The sequence below is a fragment of the Sulfitobacter sp. 1A13679 genome, assembly GCF_043557115.1.
Classification (GTDB): domain Bacteria; phylum Pseudomonadota; class Alphaproteobacteria; order Rhodobacterales; family Rhodobacteraceae; genus Sulfitobacter; species Sulfitobacter faviae.
Genome location: NZ_JBIFFO010000006.1, coordinates 128,723 through 142,611 on the forward strand (window position 1 = coordinate 128,723; position 13,889 = coordinate 142,611).

Here is a 13,889-nt window from a genome sequence, read left to right on the forward strand (position 1 = left end):
CATCTTTACCCCGTGACCCCGATCGGCCAAGGCGCGAATTCCTCTTCGCCCACGCCGAGCGCTTCGGATTTGCTCTGCTCCCCCGACGCTATGGCGACGATGCGTTCAAAGATCGCTTGGCCCAATTCCTCTAGGCTCAATTCGCCGTCAATCACGCTGCCGCAGTTGATGTCCATGTCGTCCTGCATCTTGGTGAACATCGGCGTGTTGGAGGCCAGTTTGATCGTTGGCGAGGGATAGGAGCCAAAGCAAGACCCGCGCCCGGTGGTGAAACAAATCAGGTTCGCCCCCCCCGCGATCTGCCCGGTGGCAGAGACGGGATCGAAGCCCGGCGTATCCATGAAGACCAGCCCCTTTTGCGTCACGGGTTCGGCATAGCGGTAGACCTCCATCAGCCCCGTGCTGCCGCTTTTCTTGGCCCCGCCGAGCGATTTTTCCAGCACATTTGCCAGCCCGCCGGCCTGATTGCCGGGGCTGACCACGCCGTTGATCTGCGTGTCGCGGCCCTTGGTATAGTCCAGCCACCAATCCATGCGTTCGACCAGCTTGCGCCCCACCGCTTCACTGCAGGCGCGCCGGGTCAGCAGGTGTTCGACGCCAAAGATCTCGGGCGTTTCCGAAAGGATCGCCGTGCCGCCGTTGCGCACGAGGATATCCGCCGCCGCCCCCAGACCGGGGTTGGCCGAAAGCCCCGAAAGCCCGTCCGACCCGCCGCATTGCATCCCGATGGTGATATGTTCCGCCGAACAGGGCACACGCCGGACGGCATTGGCCTGATCCAGCATTTCGCGCACCGCTTCTTTGCCTTCGGCAATCGCGCGGGCCGTGCCGCCGACATGTTGCATGGTGACGCAGCGCAGCATCTTGCCCTCGGCCAACCCCTCCTCTTCAAAGAACTGGGCGAGGTTGTTGCGCTCACAACCCAGCGACAGGACCACGGCACCGGCCAGATTGGGGTGGCGGATATAGCCCGAGAGCGTGCGGCGCAGCAGGTCCATCGGCTCGCCCGTAAGCTCCATTCCGCAGCCGGATTCGTGGATGAAGGGGATCACCCCGTCGACATTCTCCCATGCCTCCATCCGCTCTTCGTCGAAGTAATTGGCGATCTTGCGCGCCACGGTGGCCGAGCAATTCACGGTGACGAAAAGCCCGATGTAGTTGCGCGTGCCCACCCGGCCATTGGCGCGGCGGATGCCCATGAACTGCGCGCGCTCTTGCGGTGGCAGCAGCTTGGTCGGGGTATAATCGCGGGCAAAGGCATAGTCTTTGTCAACCGCGTCGAACTTGATGTTATGGCTGTGCAGCCAATCGCCTGCGGCGATCTCTTCTGCGGCATAGCCGATCACCGTGTCGAATTTCAGGATCGGTGCGCCGCGTTGGATCGGGCGGATCGCGATCTTGTGACCTTGGGGCGTATCATGGTTGGCACGCAGCCCGTCTTGCGGCAATACCGCGCCACGGGGAACCGCCGCGGTTGCCACGACCACGTTATCCGTCGGTGACAGCAGCATCACCTTTGCGCGTCTGTCCTCTTGCATGGTCTGGCTGTCCATCGGATGCTCCCCTCCCTCGGGTGTCGAAAAAACCGCTTCGGTAAGATGTCATTAACTGATATATTAGATTTAACAGCTATGGAAGAGCCCGCATGACCGCATCGAAGAAACCCGCCGCGCAGAGCGCACAGACCCTTGCCAAAAGCATCCTTGGCGGTGGGGCCGACTTGGGTCTGTTTGAGGGCGGGCCGACGGGGCGCGGGGTTTACGCCACGCTGCGCGATCAGATCGTAAGGCTCGACCTGCCGCCCGGCACACCGCTGTTGCGTGCCGAACTGGCCGAGACCCATGGCGTCAGCCTGACGCCGCTGCGCGATGCGCTGCAACAGCTGGCCAAAGAAGGGCTGGTCAAGATCTACCCGCAATCGCGCACGCTTGTCACACCGATCGACATGTCGGCAATCCGCGAGGCGCAGTTCATGCGCATCGCGCTTGAGACCGAAGTCGTGCGCCGTTTGGCCGATGAGATCGCGCCCGAAGCCCTCACCCGACTGCGCAGCATCGTCGCCTTGCAAAGCAGCATCTCGGACCAACCCGGCGATGTGCCGACTTTTCAGGAGTTGGACGAGGTGTTTCACCAGACCCTCTTCGTGGCGGCGGGTCATGTGCAGAGCCAGCGCATCATGCGCAGCCATGCGGGCCATTTGGAACGCCTGCGCCGCCTGCATCTGGACGACATTGACGAGGCGGGACGCATTCTGAACAACAAGGACGTGATCGGCGGCCACAGCCGCATCCTCGACGGGATCGAAGCGGGCGATGCGCCCGCGGCGATGGAGGCGCTGCGCCAGCACCTACAACGCACTGTCGACCGGATGACCGAGAAACGGGCGGCTTTCCCGGAGTATTTCACCCCGGAAAAGCCCTAACTCAGCGGTTGTTGGCCTTGCGCCACGCGGCGAACTTATCAAGGTTCTCTTGCTTGGTGCCGGGGTAGAGCCCGATGATCCCGGCGCCATCCTTGACCTGCTCCACCACGAAATCCTCATAGGCGGTCATCTCGACGGCCTCTTCGGCCACCTCTTCGGCGATATCCGCGGGGATGATGATCACGCAGTCGTCGTCGCCCACCACGATATCACCGGGAAAGACCGGGGCATCGCCGCAGCCCACGGGGCAGTTGATTTCAATCGCCTCATGCAGCGTCAGGTTCGTGGGGCTGGAGGGGCGCGCGTGATAGGCGGGGATCTCAAGCGCGCCGATGGTCGCCGCATCGCGCAGGCCCCCGTCGGTCACCACACCCGCCGCGCCGCGCATCATCAGCCGTGTGATCAGGATGTCACCGGCACTGGCGGCCCGAGCATCCTTGCGGCTGTCCATCACCAGCACATGGCCCTCGGGGCAGGTCTCGATCGCGACGCGCTGCGGATGCTCGGGATTGCGGAATTCGACCAGTTGGTTGCGGTCTTCGCGGGCGGGCATATAGCGCAGGGTAAAGGCGGGGCCGACCATGTTGCGCCCCTTGGCGGTAACCGGGCCGACGCCCTGTACCACCTGATTGCGCAGCCCGCGCTTGTACAGCGCCGTCGCCAAAGTCGCGACCGAGACCGCTTGGAGTTTCTCGCGTAGTTCGGGGCTCATGCCGCCTCTCCCTTCAGTTGATTGTCTTTCACGAATTGATCCAGCACCGCCTGCTGCTGTTCCGTCAGCGGCCATGCGGAAGGCGGGCGCGTGGGGCCGCAATCCTGTCCGATGGCCATGAGAGCCGCTTTGACGCCGGTGACATTGGTGCCGTTATGCTCTTCCGCGCGGATGTCCTCAAAGGCGCGCATCCCGGCGATGAGGCGGTTCGCTTCGCCGTAGTCGCCTGCGTCGAGTGCCGCGTGGATGGCGACCGAGCGCTCGGGCCAGACGTTGATTAGGCCCGAGGTGAAGCCCCGCGCCCCCACGGCATAGAGCGGCGGCGCCCAGACCTCGGCCAGACCGCCGACCCAGACGATGTCTTTCGGCGCCGCTTCGATCGCGCGGGCAAGGTTCAAGGGGTTCGGCGTGGCCCATTTGACGCCCTTCACCCCGTCGACCTCGCACAGCCGCGCGATGCCCTCGGGCCCCATCGCGTCATTGCGCAGGTACAGCATCACCGGCAGCCCGCCCGAGGCATCCCGCACCGCGCGCACATAATCGACCGTACCGCGGGGGGAGACGAAGGGATCGGGCGGTTGGTGGATCATCAGCGCATCCGCCCCCGCCTCGGCGCTTGCCTTGGCCAGCGCACAGGCATCGCGAATGCCGCGCCCGACCCCCGCAAGCAGCGGCGCGCGGCCATCGACCATCTGCGCCACCTCGCGCACCATGGTGCAGGCCTCATCATTGGTCAGCGCGTAATATTCGCCGGTATTGCCGTTCACCACCGGGATATGCACCCCGGCGGCAAGCGCGCGGTCAATGATCGGCGCCAGCTTGCGCGGCGCGATCTCTCCGCCCGCGTCATAGGGCGTCACGAGAATGCCCGAGATGCCGGTAAGCGCTTTCGATAGATCATGTGTCATTGCCAGCCCCTCTCAGAAGATATCCGGCTCGCCCGCCGCTTGGCCGAAGGCCGCGGTGAGGTAGTCGAAGTCGCAGCCCTGATCGGCCTGCCCCACATGGCGCTGGAACATATAGCCCCAACCCCGCTCGAACCGCGGCTCGGGCGCTTTCCACGCAGCGCGGCGGGCGGCGAGTTCGTCCTCATCCACCAGCATGTCGAGGGTGCGCGCCTCAAGATCCATGCGCACCATGTCCCCCGTCTTCAGCAGCGCCAGCGGCCCGCCCACGAAAGACTCCGGCGCGACATGCAGGATGCAAGCGCCGTAAGAGGTGCCCGACATCCGCGCATCCGAGATCCGCAGCATGTCGCGGTGCCCCTGTTTCAGAAGCGCCTTGGGCATCGGCAGCATCCCCCATTCCGGCATCCCCGGCCCGCCCTGCGGTCCTGCGTTGCGCAGCACCAGCACATGGTCGGGCGTGACGTCGAGGTTCTCGTCGTCGATGGCGGCCTTCATCTCGGGGTAGCTGTCAAAGACCAGCGCCGGGCCTTCGTGATGGTGGAACTTCGGATCGCAGGCCGCCGGTTTGATCACCGCGCCATTGGGGCAAAGGTTGCCTTTGAGCACGGCAAGCGAGCCTTCTTTATAGACCGGGTTCGACAGGGGCCGGATCACGTCGTCATTATAGACAGGCGCATTCGCGATCCCCGCCCCCAGCGGTTTGCCGGTGCAGGTGATGGCCGACCGGTCAAGCTTGTCGCCCAACTGGTCCATCAGCGCCCGCAGCCCGCCCGCGAAATAGAAATCCTCCATCAGATATTCGCTGCTACCCAAGGGGCGGATATTGGCGATCAGCGGCGTGATGCGGCCCAGAGCGTCGAGATCGCTCAACTCCAGCGCCACCCCGGCCCGGCGCGCCATGGCCAAGAGATGCACCACCGCATTGGTCGAACAGCCCGTCGCCATCGCCACCGTCGCCGCGTTTTGCACGGCGGCGGGGGTGATGATCTTGTCCGGCGTCAGGTCTTCCCAAACCATATCGACAATGCGCCGCCCGCAAGAGGCGCTCATCCGTTTGTGCCCCGCATCCGCAGCGGGGATCGAGGTCGCCCCCGGCAGGGTCAGCCCCATCGCCTCGGCAATCGCCGTCATGGTGGAGGCGGTGCCCATCGTCATGCAATGCCCGTAGGACCGCGCAATGCCGCCTTCGACGCCGACCCATTCCTCAGCCGAGATCGTGCCCGCGCGGCGTTCGTCCCAGAACTTCCAGGCGTCCGAGCCAGAGCCAAGCGCCCGGCCCGCGTAATTGCCCCGCAGCATCGGCCCCGCGGGCAAGAAGATGAACGGCACGCCTGCGCTGATCGCCCCCATGGTCAGACCGGGCGTGGATTTGTCACAGCCGCCCATGAGCACCACACCGTCAAGCGGGTGCGAGCGGATCGTCTCTTCGGTCTCCATCGCGATCATATTGCGGTAGAGCATCGAAGTCGGCTTGGTGAAGCTCTCGTCGATCGAGATCGTCGGAATCTCCAGCCCCAGCCCGCCGGCCTGCGCGATTCCCTTCTTCACGTCCTCCGCGCGGTCGCGGAAATGAAGGTGGCAGGGGTTCATCTCGGACCAAGTGTTCAGGATGCCGATCACCGGGCGGCCCTCCCAATCCTCGGGGCCCAGACCCATCTGCATCATGCGCGACCGATGGCCAAAGCTGCGCAGATCGTCGGGGGCGAACCAGCGCGCGCTGCGCAGCTGATCGGCGGTTTTCTTGGTCTCGGTCATGGATTCCTCGCCTGCTAAAACATCATCACAAAAAGGTTGGAAAACACATCTTGCTCGAACTGATATATTACCGTATCACCCCAATTGTCGATACCATTTGAGGGAGGAGCCGCGAAAATGTCGGGAAAACCACTGAAACAAACGCTCCGCCCCGGCAGCCGCCTGTCGGGCTTTTGGCTCTCGCTCTGCTCTCCTACGGTGACCGAGATCGCGGCGGGCAGCGGCATCGACTGGCTGTTGTTGGATATGGAACATGCGCCGAACGACCTGAGCCAAATTACCGACCATCTGCGCGCGGCAGGCGGTGCCAATCCCGATGCGCAGATGATCGTGCGGATGCCCTCTTCCGATCAGACGATGACCAAACGGCTGCTGGATATCGGCGTGCGCAACCTGATGTTCCCGATGATCCAAACCGCCGAGGCCGCCCGCCAAGCCGTATCATGGACTCGCTACCCGCCCGAAGGGCTGCGCGGCATCTCGGCCACGATCCGCGCCAATGATTACGCGCGGCAAACCGATTACCTCAGCACCTATGCAGAGGCGCAATGCGTGATCGTGCAGGTCGAAACCCCCGAAGCGGTGGCCGAAATCCCCGCCATTGCCGGCGTGCCGGGGGTCGATGCGATCTTTATCGGGCCGGGGGATCTCTCCTCCGCGATGGGCCATACCGGCAACCCGATGCACCCCGATGTTCAAGAGAAGATCCGCGAGGCGGTCGAGGCCATCCATGCCGCCGGGCTGCCTGCGGGCATCCTCGGCTATGGTGCCGATCTTGCGCAACGGTACTTTGATGAGGGTATCGAATTCGTCGCCATCGCGGGCGACGCTTGGCTGCTCACGCGGCAGATGGATGCGCTGGTGCAGACCATGGCGCAGCCCTCCCCCACATTGACACAGCAAACCCATAAGGATTGATCATGACCGCGGACAGCAAGAGATTTCACCCCCACGGCAAGCATCTGATCGCCGGCGAATGGGTCGGCGGCGGAGAGACCTTCGCCAATTCCCCCGCCACCGGCGAAAGCGACCAATTCCAAAGCGGCACCCCGGCCCATGTCGACCGTGCCTGCCAAGCGGCGGAGGAGGCCTTTTGGTCCTACGCCTATGCCAACCGCGAGACCCGCGCCGCCTTCCTCGACACCATCGCGGATGAGATGGAGGCCCGCGCCGAGATCATTACCGAAATCGGCACCCGCGAATCCGGCCTGCCCGAAGCCCGCCTTCAGGGCGAGCGTGGGCGGACAACCGGGCAGCTTCGCCTCTTTGCAGATCACATCCGCAAAGGCGCGCATCTGGACCGGCGCGTCGACGGCGCCCTGCCCGAACGCCAGCCGATGCCGCGTCCGGATATCCGCATGATCCAGCGCCCCATCGGGCCGGTCGCGGTCTTCGGCGCGTCGAACTTCCCGCTGGCCTTCTCCACCGCGGGCGGCGACACCGCCGCGGCGCTCGCGGCGGGCTGCCCGGTCGTGGTCAAGGGCCACTCTGCCCACCCCGGCACCGGTGAGATCGTCGCCGAAGCGATCCATGCCGCGATCCAGAAATGCGGCGTCCACCCCGGTGTCTTTTCCCTAATCCATGCCAACAGCCGCGAAGTGGGCCAAACACTGGTACAGCACCCGCTGATCAAGGCCGTCGGATTCACAGGCTCCCTCGGTGGGGGCCGCGCGCTGTTCGATCTCTGCGCTCAACGCCCCGAACCAATCCCTTTCTTTGGCGAATTGGGGTCGGTGAACCCTATGTTCGTTCTGGCCGAGGCCACCCGAAACCGCGGCGCAGAAATCGGCGCAGGCTGGGCCGGCTCGCTGACCATGGGCGCGGGGCAGTTCTGCACCAACCCCGGCATCGCGGTCGTGGCCAAAGGGGCCGAAGGCGACGCATTCGTCGCCGCCGCGAAAGAGGCGCTTGAGCTGGTCGGCCCGCAGGTCATGCTGACCGATGGCATCGCCCAAGCCTACCGCGACGGCAAGGAACGCTTCACCGGGCGTAATGCCGTCCGCGCGCTGGTCAGCAACGACAGCGAAGGCCGCGCCGCCCAGCCGAACCTGTTTGAAACCGACGCCGATACCTACCTGCAAGACCACGCCCTTGGGGAAGAGGTTTTCGGCCCCTTGGGTCTGGTGCTGCGGGTGTCCTCGGGCGATGAGATGCAAGAGCTTGCCAAAGGGTTCGAGGGGCAATTGACCGCGACGGTCCAGATGGACGAAGGCGACACCGACGCCGCCAAGGCGCTGATGCCCATCCTTGAGCGCAAGGCGGGCCGGGTGCTGGTGAACGGTTTCCCCACCGGGGTCGAGGTTTGTGACGCCATGGTGCATGGCGGCCCCTACCCGGCCTCCACCAACTTCGGCGCGACTTCCGTCGGCACCATGGCGATCCGCCGCTTCCTGCGACCCGTGTCCTACCAAAACCTGCCCGAGGCGCTATTGCCCGAAGACCTGCGCGGGGCTTCGGCATGAGCGGCGGGTTGATCGGCCCCGTCGCCGTGCTCGACGCGATGCCGCAGGACATGCAAGACAAGGTGCGCGGCTATGCCGAAGGGCTCGACCTGCGCTTTGCGGCCTCCTTCTCGGAAGCGGACTTTGCCGAAGCGGTAAAGGGGGCGGCCTATATCGTCCCACGCGGGCGGGGGCTTCCGGCCGAGGTCTTGCGGGGGGCAGATAGCGTGCGCCTCGTGCATCAATGGGGCACCGGGTATGACAAAATCCCCTTGGATGTCGCGCGCGAGATGGGTGTGCCGGTCGCGCGCAGCCCCGGGGTCAACGCGCCCACCATCGCCGATCTGACCATCGGCATGATGATCGCCGCGCTGCGCCGCATCCCGCTGCATTACAACAACACCCGCGCGGGCAAATGGATCGTGCCCGAGATCGTCCCCGGGGCGCGGGATCTCAGCAGTCAGAAGGTCGGGCTGATCGGCTTTGGCGCCATCGGGCAGCTTGTCGCGAAACGGCTGACGGGCTTTGACTGCGAGGTGCTCTACTACCGCCGCTCGGGGGAAGCTGAAGGCACCAGCGCACGCTATGCCGAACGCGATGAGATCCTTGAGACCTGCGATATCGTCAGCCTGCATATGCCGCTGACCGATGCGTCACACCACACCATCGGGGCGGATGAACTGGCGCGGATGAAATCGGATGCGCTTTTGGTGAACACCGGGCGCGGCGGGCTGATCGACGAGGCGGCCCTGATCGACACGTTGACCCACAAGCGCATCGCCGGGGCGGCATTGGATGTCTTTACCCAAGAACCGGTGGAGCCGGACAACCCGCTGCTGCGTCTCGATAATGTTCTGCCGCTGCCGCATATCGGCGGCCATAGTGAGGACAACCTCAAGCGCATGGTCGGCCATTGGGCGGGCAACATCCGCGCCTTCCACGAAGGGCGCGGCATCGACGAGGCCTGCCTCGTGACCTGAAGGCTGCCCCGGCCTGACCTCTCAGGCCGGGGCGCGGCTTAACCCTCTAGCGGCACGGGCATCAGGATCTTATTGGTCTGGCTCACCAAATACCCCGCCTCGGCGCTTTTCTTGAGATAGGCCTGCCACTCAGGATCCGCCGCCATCTGCGCCCGACGGGCGGCACGGTCGGCGACGTCCTTATAGGCCCAGATATGCACGAAGGAATTCACGTCCCCCGTCTCGACCTGCGCATAGATCACCGGCTCGCCCAGGATGCGGCGCTGCGCCGGAAAGCCGAATTCGGCATAAAGCGCGAGGTGTTTCTTGATCGTGCCGGGGCGGCAGCAATAGGTGCGGTGGTCGTAGATCATGGGGTGGTCTTTCTGCTTGCTTGGGTCATGCGATACCGGCGTGGTCGGTGATCCGGGCCCGCGCCTGCAAAAGGTGATAGGCCATCGACACGCCCGCGACTTCGCTGTCGCCCGCGCGGATCGCTTCGAGAATTTCCCGATGTTCGCTGATCACCACGTCGATCCGCGCCTGAGATCCTTGGCGGGTCAGCTTTTGCGCCACGTCGATCCCCTGTTCGATCGAACCGCGGGCGCAGTCGAGCATCTGCACGAAGACCTCATTGCCCGAAGCCGCCGCGATGGCGCGGTGGAATTGGTAGTCGGCATCAAAGGACGGATCGCGCGCCTGCATCGATGCCTCCAGCGTCTGCAAGGCTGCCTCGATCCTGGCGATGTCTTTGGGGCTGGCACGCTGCGCGGCCATGCGGGCGGTGGCCTTTTCGATCGTGATCCGCGCCTCCATCGCGCGCATCAGCCCGGCGACGGATCCCGCCGTGGCATATTCGATCAACTTTTCCGAAGGCCGCCGCCGCACGAAAGTGCCCACGCCGCGCCGCGCTTCGACCAGACCGTCCTCTTGCAGCTTGCGCAACGCCTCACGCACCACGGGGCGCGACACGCCAAAGGCGGTGGCGATCTGGTTCTCCGACGGCAGCTTTTCCCCCTGCACCAGCTTGTTCGACACGATCTGCTCAAGGACCTGCCCGTAGAGCTGGTCGGCCAAAGTCTGGCGCTTCTTGATCTTCAATTTCGGTGCTGTCACCGGCTACCCTCCCGCCGCGGCGCGGCGCATCATATTGGCCAACCGCAACGCCGATGTTGCAGCCCCATAGCCGTTGTCGATGTTCACCACCGTCACCCCCGGCGCGCAGCTGGCGAGTATCGAATCGAGCGCGACCCTCCCGCCGCGGGCGACACCATAGCCCACCGAGGTCGGCACACCAATGACCACCCCCGGCACCAGCCCGGCCACGACCGAGGGCAGCGCCGCGTCCATCCCGGCAAAGACGATCACCACATCCATATCGCGCAGCAACTCTTCCCGCGCGAGCAGACGCCACAGCCCGGCGACGCCCACGTCCGAAACCTCGGTCGCCGCCATCCCGCCATAGGCCAGCGTGCGCCGCGCCTCGGCCATGGGGGCATAATCAGAGGTGCCCGCACTGACGAGAGCGATGCGCGGGGTGCTGGCCAAGGGCCCGATCTCTCCCAAAATGGCGGTGCGCGAGGCCGTGCAGTAATCGACCCGTTGCGCCGCGTCGGCGGGCAGGGCGGCAAACTGCTCTGCCGTCAGCCGGGTCAGCAACAGCCGCCGCTCCTCTGCCGCTGCATCGCCGATGATGGCGGCGATCTGCGCCACGGATTTATGCTCACAAAGCACGGCCTCTTCGATGCCGATACGCCCCCCGCGGCCCCGGTCAAAGGTCACGTCTGGATGCCCGTCGGGGCCGGTCTTAGTGATGGACAAATGCACTTCCTCTTGAATAGGCCCGCAGATCGACCGCGCGCCCGTCATCCGTGGCCTGCCGAACCTGCGTCAATATCGCTGCACGTTTCTGGGCGGAGAGGTCTTCATAGACAAGCGCATCAAGCTCGACCACCCAGCCCTCGCGCAGGCGTCGACAGCGCAGGGTGATATTGCCCATGACCTCACGCAGCAGGGTCTCTACCCGGTCGATCACCGCCAGATCCGCAGGCTCCACCCGCAGACCGGTCTCGATCCGGCTGGCCAAACAGGGGGCGGCTGGCAGTTCCGCCAGTTCCCCCAGCCCGAGCGCGCGGGCCAAGGTCCGCACATCCGACTTGGACATCTGCGCCTCGACGAAAGGGTGCAACACGCCGTGCTCCGCCGCCGCTTGCAGGCCGGGACGGTAGTCCGACAGATCATCGGTATTGGTGCCCGCCGCCACCAGCGGCCCCATGCGCGCCAAAGTGCCATAGAGGTTCGACTTGCAGAAATAACAGCGATTGACCGGGTTGGCGCGATAGGCGGGATCGGCGAACTCCCCCGCGTCGACCAGCTTCAGCGGCAGGCCCCAAGTGGTGGCGAAATCCTTCACCCGCGCGGTCGCCGCCGCCGGAACGGCGGGTGAGACCGCATGGCAAAGCGTCACGCCCGCCGCGCCGCGCACCTTGGCCGCGGCAGCCGAGAGCGTCAGGCTGTCGATCCCCCCGCTGAGCGCGATGGTCAGGGAGCTGGGCCGCGCAAGGGCGGCATGGAGGGCGGCAGGAACGGTCACTCTGCCAGCTCGTCCTCGGTCTTGAGCTGTGCCAAAAGCCGCCCGCTCGACATCTGGAGGTGGTCGCGCATCCGCTGGCGGGCGCGTTCCGCGTCACCCTCGGCGATAGAGGCGGCGATGTCGTAGTGCTCCTGTATCGCATCTCGACTTTCGCCCCCGCGCTTCAACGCCTGCAACCGTCCGGCCAGCATCGTCTCGCGCAGGCTGGCAACAAGATAGTTAAACAGACTGAGATAATAGCTGTTGCCCGTCGCCTCGCAGACCGCGCGGTGAAAGCCGAGGTCGGCACTGACCCCCGCCGCGACCGCAGGACCGCCGATCTGGTTGCTTTCATCATAGGTCGCAGCGGCACGCTCGATCTCGGCGCGGGCCTCGGGGGTGGCGCGGGCGGCGGCGATGGCAGCGGCTTCGATTTCAAGCCCCATGCGCAGCTCTAGGATCTGCTCAAGCTTGCGCTGGCTTTCCATATCGCGCTCAGGGATGGCAAAGCCCTGACGGGGCCTGTCGCTGGCGACGAAAGCCCCCCGGCCCTGACGGCTCGACAACATGCCTTCGGCCTTGAGACGCGACACTGCTTCGCGGATCACCGTGCGGCTCACGTCGAAATCGCTCGCTAGTGTGGTTTCGGAGGGCAGCACATCGCCCACGTTCCACACGCCATTCACCACGTTGTGGCGCAGTACCTCGGTCACTTGATCGCTCAGCGTGGCACCATCGACGAGGGGCGCGGTCGCCTGAAGATTTGCAGCCATAATAACAACTTCCTTTCGCCGATTGGACCACCTGTATGACAAGCTGTCAATAATCAGAAGGTAGGGCCTACCGTTACGTTACAAGCAGAATACAACATTACAAGTAAGAGGAAATCCCCATAAATTTGTATTTTTAATTGACAGGCTAGAGATTCCCCCGCAGTCTGCGGATCACGGCAAGAGGATGTCAGGGGGGAGCCCGGAACCCATCCAGTAGCTGCCGGCACACAGTCAAAACTCGGGAGGAGTTTCTATGTCACCGTTCTTCAAATCGATCCGCCGCACCACAGCGGCCACCATCCTTTTCGCCGTCGCAGGCGCCGCCGCCCATGCGCAGAGCTTTGTCATGGCGACCGGCCAGCAGGGCGGGTCGTGGTATCCCGTGGGCGGCGCGATCAAGGCGATTGTGGAGCGTGAGAACCCCGATATGGACATCACCGTCACGCCGGGCGCGGGCGTGTCGAATGTGGTCGGCGTGGATGCGGGCCGCTTCGGCATCGCCTTCGCCAACTCGATCTCGACCGTGGACAGCCTGTCGGGCAAAGAGCCGTTCCGCAAGGCCACAACCAATGTCTGTAACCTTGGCATTCTTTATCCGCAGTATTTCCAGATCGTCGCGCTTGAAGATTCCGGCATCAAGACCATTGCCGACATGAAGGGCAAACGCCTGACCACACAGCAGCTTGGCAACACCGGCGAATTCCTGACGCGCGAGCTTTTGTCGACTGCGGACATGACCTTTGACGACCTCGACAGCGTCGCCAACACGTCCTATTCCGACTCTGCTTCGCAGATGAAAGACGGTCAGGCCGATTTCTTCACACTGGGGTCGTCCCTGCCAACCGGCTCGGTCATGGATCTGGCCTCCTCGCGCAAAATCCGCCTGATCGACGTGGATGAAGAGACCTTTGCCCACTTCAAAGACAAAAACGCCGCCTTCCAGCGCCGCGAAGTCAAGGCGGGCGCCTACCCCGGTTTCGATGAAACCGTGCACGCGATCAGCTATGACACCCATATGGTCGCGCCCTGCGACTATGACGGTGAGATCGTCAAATCCGTGCTCGCCGCGATTGCCGACAACAACGACAGCTTCGCCGCAATCAGCAAATCTATGGCGAACCTGACGGTAGAGGAAATGGCCACCGACATCGGCGTGCCCTTCCACCCCGCCGCGAAAGAGTTCTACGCAGAGCGTGGCGTCTCGGGGATGTAATCCACCCCTGACGCGAAACGGGTCGGCCGGAGCCCTGCGCTCCGCCCGGCCCACATCCCCATAGGCCCCGCCGCCCGCGCATCACCCGCGCCGCCGCGCGAGGGCTGCCTTCCACTCTAGACGCGAGAACCCCC

14 protein-coding genes are annotated in these 13,889 nt (G+C 64.5%); 5 read left to right on the forward strand and 9 right to left on the reverse strand.

Annotated elements, in window-relative coordinates; genetic code table 11:
- Positions 1–5: 5 nt before the first annotated feature.
- Positions 6–1,553 (reverse strand): UxaA family hydrolase, encoded by a 1,548-nt coding sequence (locus tag ACGYLA_RS06925; protein WP_394431358.1) that lies wholly within the window; start codon positions 1,551–1,553, stop codon positions 6–8.
- A 92-nt stretch (positions 1,554–1,645) separates the two neighbouring features.
- On the opposite strand from ACGYLA_RS06925, the gene ACGYLA_RS06930 reads away from it, so the two are divergent.
- On the forward strand, positions 1,646–2,422 hold the full coding sequence (locus ACGYLA_RS06930) for a GntR family transcriptional regulator (protein ID WP_084729401.1): 777 nt from the start codon (positions 1,646–1,648) through the stop codon (positions 2,420–2,422).
- 1 nt (position 2,423) lies between these two features.
- Here the strand turns inward: ACGYLA_RS06930 and ACGYLA_RS06935 are convergent, their stop codons facing one another.
- From ACGYLA_RS06935 to araD, 3 genes are read right to left on the reverse strand one after another with little or no spacing between them, the layout of a single operon-like run.
- Positions 2,424–3,134 (reverse strand): ribonuclease activity regulator RraA, encoded by a 711-nt coding sequence (locus tag ACGYLA_RS06935; RefSeq protein WP_394431360.1) that lies wholly within the window; start codon positions 3,132–3,134, stop codon positions 2,424–2,426.
- A complete protein-coding gene (locus ACGYLA_RS06940) occupies positions 3,131–4,042 on the reverse strand; it encodes a dihydrodipicolinate synthase family protein (protein ID WP_073037906.1) in 912 nt (303 codons plus the stop codon). The genes ACGYLA_RS06935 and ACGYLA_RS06940 overlap by 4 nt, the downstream gene beginning before the upstream one ends.
- A gap of 12 nt (positions 4,043–4,054) precedes the next feature.
- Positions 4,055–5,797, reverse strand: a complete 1,743-nt coding sequence (gene araD / locus ACGYLA_RS06945; protein WP_394431362.1) for an L-arabinonate dehydratase — start codon at positions 5,795–5,797, stop codon at positions 4,055–4,057.
- A gap of 117 nt (positions 5,798–5,914) precedes the next feature.
- Between araD and ACGYLA_RS06950 the strand changes: the two genes are divergently transcribed.
- From ACGYLA_RS06950 to ACGYLA_RS06960, 3 genes are read left to right on the forward strand one after another with little or no spacing between them, the layout of a single operon-like run.
- Positions 5,915–6,715 (forward strand): HpcH/HpaI aldolase/citrate lyase family protein, encoded by an 801-nt coding sequence (locus ACGYLA_RS06950; protein ID WP_394431364.1) that lies wholly within the window; start codon positions 5,915–5,917, stop codon positions 6,713–6,715.
- A gap of 2 nt (positions 6,716–6,717) precedes the next feature.
- The gene (locus ACGYLA_RS06955) at positions 6,718–8,259 is read left to right on the forward strand and encodes an aldehyde dehydrogenase (NADP(+)) (protein WP_394431366.1); all 1,542 of its coding nucleotides are present in this window, start codon (positions 6,718–6,720) and stop codon (positions 8,257–8,259) included.
- Positions 8,256–9,218, forward strand: coding sequence for a 2-hydroxyacid dehydrogenase (locus tag ACGYLA_RS06960; RefSeq protein WP_394431368.1), 963 nt, complete (start codon positions 8,256–8,258; stop codon positions 9,216–9,218). The genes ACGYLA_RS06955 and ACGYLA_RS06960 overlap by 4 nt, the downstream gene beginning before the upstream one ends.
- 38 nt (positions 9,219–9,256) lie before the next feature.
- Here the strand turns inward: ACGYLA_RS06960 and ACGYLA_RS06965 are convergent, their stop codons facing one another.
- The 5 genes from ACGYLA_RS06965 to ACGYLA_RS06985 are packed head-to-tail and all read right to left on the reverse strand — an operon-like array spanning position 9,257 to position 12,542.
- A complete protein-coding gene (locus ACGYLA_RS06965; protein WP_394431370.1) occupies positions 9,257–9,571 on the reverse strand; it encodes an NIPSNAP family protein in 315 nt (104 codons plus the stop codon).
- 25 nt (positions 9,572–9,596) lie between these two features.
- Positions 9,597–10,313, reverse strand: coding sequence for a FadR/GntR family transcriptional regulator (locus ACGYLA_RS06970; RefSeq protein WP_209219268.1), 717 nt, complete (start codon positions 10,311–10,313; stop codon positions 9,597–9,599).
- Positions 10,314–10,316: 3 nt separating this feature from the next.
- The gene (gene larB / locus ACGYLA_RS06975; protein WP_394431372.1) at positions 10,317–11,018 is read right to left on the reverse strand and encodes a nickel pincer cofactor biosynthesis protein LarB; all 702 of its coding nucleotides are present in this window, start codon (positions 11,016–11,018) and stop codon (positions 10,317–10,319) included.
- Positions 11,005–11,790 carry an adenine nucleotide alpha hydrolase gene (locus ACGYLA_RS06980; protein WP_394431374.1) on the reverse strand — a complete coding sequence of 262 codons (786 nt, stop codon included), beginning with the start codon at positions 11,788–11,790 and terminating at the stop codon, positions 11,005–11,007. Before ACGYLA_RS06980 ends, larB begins: the two co-directional genes overlap by 14 nt.
- Positions 11,787–12,542 (reverse strand): FadR/GntR family transcriptional regulator, encoded by a 756-nt coding sequence (locus ACGYLA_RS06985; protein WP_394431376.1) that lies wholly within the window; start codon positions 12,540–12,542, stop codon positions 11,787–11,789. The genes ACGYLA_RS06980 and ACGYLA_RS06985 overlap by 4 nt, the downstream gene beginning before the upstream one ends.
- A 253-nt stretch (positions 12,543–12,795) precedes the next feature.
- On the opposite strand from ACGYLA_RS06985, the gene ACGYLA_RS06990 reads away from it, so the two are divergent.
- Complete coding sequence (locus ACGYLA_RS06990) at positions 12,796–13,755, forward strand: TAXI family TRAP transporter solute-binding subunit (RefSeq protein WP_394431378.1); 960 nt, start codon at positions 12,796–12,798, stop codon at positions 13,753–13,755.
- The last annotated feature ends 134 nt before the right edge of the window (positions 13,756–13,889 follow it).

Coding starts and splice junctions, on each gene's coding strand:
- ACGYLA_RS06925 (WP_394431358.1), bottom strand. CDS start 1,553: ATGGACAGCCAGACCATGCAAGAGGACAGACGCGCAAAGGTGATGCTG.
- ACGYLA_RS06930 (WP_084729401.1), top strand. CDS start 1,646: ATGACCGCATCGAAGAAACCCGCCGCGCAGAGCGCACAGACCCTTGCC.
- ACGYLA_RS06935 (WP_394431360.1), bottom strand. CDS start 3,134: ATGAGCCCCGAACTACGCGAGAAACTCCAAGCGGTCTCGGTCGCGACT.
- ACGYLA_RS06940 (WP_073037906.1), bottom strand. CDS start 4,042: ATGACACATGATCTATCGAAAGCGCTTACCGGCATCTCGGGCATTCTC.
- araD (WP_394431362.1), bottom strand. CDS start 5,797: ATGACCGAGACCAAGAAAACCGCCGATCAGCTGCGCAGCGCGCGCTGG.
- ACGYLA_RS06950 (WP_394431364.1), top strand. CDS start 5,915: ATGTCGGGAAAACCACTGAAACAAACGCTCCGCCCCGGCAGCCGCCTG.
- ACGYLA_RS06955 (WP_394431366.1), top strand. CDS start 6,718: ATGACCGCGGACAGCAAGAGATTTCACCCCCACGGCAAGCATCTGATC.
- ACGYLA_RS06960 (WP_394431368.1), top strand. CDS start 8,256: ATGAGCGGCGGGTTGATCGGCCCCGTCGCCGTGCTCGACGCGATGCCG.
- ACGYLA_RS06965 (WP_394431370.1), bottom strand. CDS start 9,571: ATGATCTACGACCACCGCACCTATTGCTGCCGCCCCGGCACGATCAAG.
- ACGYLA_RS06985 (WP_394431376.1), bottom strand. CDS start 12,542: ATGGCTGCAAATCTTCAGGCGACCGCGCCCCTCGTCGATGGTGCCACG.
- ACGYLA_RS06990 (WP_394431378.1), top strand. CDS start 12,796: ATGTCACCGTTCTTCAAATCGATCCGCCGCACCACAGCGGCCACCATC.